Origin of the sequence: uncultured Boseongicola sp. (genome assembly GCF_937988555.1) — a bacterium.
GTDB lineage: Bacteria > Pseudomonadota > Alphaproteobacteria > Rhodobacterales > Rhodobacteraceae > Boseongicola.
The window spans coordinates 1-3,342 of sequence record NZ_CALJXO010000111.1 but is presented as its reverse complement, the minus strand read 5'-3'; the positions used below and the strand labels follow the sequence as shown (position 1 = coordinate 3,342).

At 57.3% G+C, this 3,342-nt stretch carries 3 protein-coding genes; all 3 read left to right on the top strand.

Annotation, left to right across the window (positions count from 1 at the left end):
• Nucleotides 1-1,410, top strand: a 1,410-nt coding sequence (locus Q1B15_RS06020) for an ABC transporter substrate-binding protein (protein ID WP_299751598.1), incomplete at its 5' end; no start/stop codon positions are given.
• 166 nt (nucleotides 1,411-1,576) lie between these two features.
• The gene (locus Q1B15_RS06015) at nucleotides 1,577-2,746 is read left to right on the top strand and encodes an iron-containing alcohol dehydrogenase (RefSeq protein ID WP_299751595.1); all 1,170 of its coding nucleotides are present in this window, start codon (nucleotides 1,577-1,579) and stop codon (nucleotides 2,744-2,746) included.
• 74 nt (nucleotides 2,747-2,820) lie between these two features.
• Nucleotides 2,821-3,012, top strand: a complete 192-nt coding sequence (locus Q1B15_RS06010) for a hypothetical protein (protein WP_299751592.1) — start codon at nucleotides 2,821-2,823, stop codon at nucleotides 3,010-3,012.
• Nucleotides 3,013-3,342: the final 330 nt, after the last annotated feature.

Here is a 3,342-nt window from a genome sequence, read left to right as displayed (position 1 = left end):
GATGTGGTCGAAAAGCTGCAAACACAGATGCAGTCGGGCGAGAACATCTATGACGCCTATACCAACGACAGCGACCTGATTGGCACCCACTGGCGCTACCAGCAAGTGCGCAACCTGACCGACTGGATGGCAGGCGAAGGGGCGGATGTCACCAGCCCGACACTCGATCTGGCGGACTTCATCGGCACGCAGTTCACCACTGCCCCCGATGGCAAGCTCTACCAGTTGCCAAGTCAGCAGTTCGCGAACCTCTATTGGTTCCGCTATGATTGGTTCAACGACGAAAAGAACAAGGCCGACTTCAAGGCAGCTTTCGGTTATGATCTTGGCGTGCCGGTGAACTGGTCCGCCTACGAGGACATCGCCGAATTCTTTACCGGACGTGACCTCAGTCACATGGGTGTGGAAGGCGAAGTCTTTGGTAACATGGATTATGGCAAGAAAGACCCGAGCCTTGGCTGGCGCTATACCGACGCGTGGATGTCTATGGCCGGAATGGGCGACGTTGGTGAACCCAACGGCCTGCCGGTCGATGAATGGGGCATCCGGGTGAACGAGAACTCTCAGCCCGTCGGGTCCTGCGTTGCGCGTGGCGGTGCCACCAACGACGCAGCTGCCGTCTATGCTGTGACCAAGGCGATCGAGTGGCTTGAGAAGTACACGCCTCCCGCCGCTGCTGGCATGACCTTCGGCGAAGCTGGCCCGATCCCTGCCCAAGGCAACATCGCCCAGCAGATGTTCTGGTACACTGCCTTCACTGCGGCGACGGTCGAACCCGGCCTGCCCGTCATGAACGAGGACGGCACTCCAAAGTGGCGCATGGCGCCCAGCCCGCATGGTGTCTACTGGAAAGACGGCCAGAAGGTCGGCTATCAGGATGTGGGTTCGTGGACTTTGATGAAATCCACACCCGAGGATCGTGCCAAGGCTGCCTGGCTTTATGCGCAGTTTGTCACGTCCAAGACGGTGGATCTCAAGAAGTCCGATGTCGGTCTTACATTCATTCGTGAATCGACGATCAACTCGGATCACTTCACTGAGCGGGCCAACAAACTGGGCGGTTTGATCGAATTCTACCGTTCACCAGCCCGTGTGGCATGGTCGCCAACCGGCACGAACGTACCGGACTATCCGAAGCTGGCACAATTGTGGTGGCAGAACATCGGTGACGCCATGTCCGGAGCGAAAACGCCGCAGGAAGCCCTCGATGCGCTTTGCGAAGCACAAGAAAGCGTGATGGAGCGGATCGAGCGTGCCGGCATTCAGGGCGACATCGGCCCGAAGATGAACGAGCCGCGCGATGCCGAGTACTGGTATGCGCAGCCCGGTTCCCCGGTTGCGAAGCTGGATAACGAGGACGAAGAGCCCATTACGATCAGCTACGACGAATTGATCAAGTCTTGGGAATAAGTCTTTGACCTTTGGCCGGGGCGCACACGCGCCCCGGCTTTTTTGTCATGGCAACCTTGGACAAACGTTTTCGCTGACCCAAGATGCGCTGGACCCTCTTTTTGCAGTTTTGCAGGGTCCAATCCTGAGAAGCGATTTCCCAATGATCCCGTGCATTCGAGGAGTCATGCCAATCCCCCAACTCAACAATATCAGCCCGTTCAGTTTCCTGACTGCCGGTCAGATCAGATTTGGGCGTGGAACCGCGAAAGCCGCGACAGAGGACGTCGCACGCTTTGGCAGAAGTGTTCTTCTGGTGCGGGGGCGCGCGGTTTCGCAGGTGGATGACATCTCGACACATCTGGAACAGCTTGGCTGTAGCGTCAATTCGGTTTTCGCGAAGGGCGAGCCGACATGCGCTGATGTCGATGCCGCAACCAAGCTCGGGCGTGCAGCAAATGTAGAAGTCATTTTGGCAATTGGAGGCGGTGCCGTGCTTGATCTTGGCAAGGCTGTCGCCGCCATGATCCCGGCACAGGGCAACGTGATCGACTACCTTGAAGGTATCGGAGGAGCCCGGCCCCTGACCGTTGATCCATTGCCTTGCGTCGCGATGCCAACCACAGCGGGAACTGGATCAGAGGTCACAAAAAACGCTGTTGTTGGTGTGCCGTCAGCAGGGCGTAAGGTCAGTCTGCGGGACGACAGGATGTTGCCGCGACTGGCGGTTATTGATCCGTCCTTTACCGATGGCACTCCGGCATCAGTTACGTTTTCTTCAGGATTTGACGCGGTTACGCAGGTGATCGAGCCCTATCTTTCGATTAAGGCAAACCCGCTTACAGACGCTTTAAGCCGGGAGGCCATCCCGTTGGGGCTGACGGCACTTGCGCAACTGGCCCGCGAAGAAGATGAAAAAGCCCGCGATCAAATCGCCTATGTCAGCCTGATCGGCGGCATTGCATTAGCCAACGCCGGGCTGGGCGCGGTGCATGGGCTGGCCGGAGTAATCGGCGGTCGCTTTTCCGCTCCACATGGCCTTATTTGCGCCCGCCTGCTGGGCCCTGTTCTGCGCCTCAATCGAGAAGCGGAACGCGCCGCGTCCGGAGATGACAAACGTTATTCGGACATTGCAACGTGGATGAGCGCCGCATTCGATGTGCCGCCTCTCACAGCATTCGAAATGCTAAACAGCCAGCTTGATGACCTCGCGTTGCCGCGTCTGGGGCAGTGGATAGAGCCGGGCACTGATCTTCGTGCTATCTCGGCCGAAGCCCTGACAACCTCGTCAATCAAGTCAAATGCCCACGTTCTAACGGTCGATCAGCTAACCAGCGCAGTTGAGGATGCACTCTGAGTATCCGGGCCAGTTGAAACCGGGCAAGGGTGAACAGGTTGGAAGCCGTGGCATTCGACACTTATGAAACCTGAATGAAGCTATCCTATCGTAGCGGACGTTTCACGGGTGGCCGCCTGAAAGAAGCTAGAGATTTGATTGCTCAATTAGCCGATACCACACCCCATTACCGCCTTTCCGCAGTGCGGAAAATCATGCATTTTCCGGGGCCTAAAGATGTTGAATACTTTGCGGCCACGCTGGAAAAGGCGGGGATGCAGGATTAGCGGTTGAGCCTGCCACGGCGTGTCAGCTTTCGAACCATATTTCAATTATCGAAGCCAGTTGGATAATTGGAGAACAGTTGCCGAAGTCCTGCGCACCAATGTCTGTACCGGTTCAGAGAGGCCATTCGCTGCAGCCCGAATAAATGACTGCTCCGGGCTCCTTGCTGCCATTAGCCGCATCGCAGCGACCCTGCCAAACGATCTCGCCCCGACCAACATGAACGGCCCTTAGCTGCCGCTCGTCGGTCGATCTGATGCTGCGCCGCAGCTTCGCCAGACCGGTCATTCGTGCATCGTGCAGCATCGGTTACTATGGAAGGAAAGCAGACA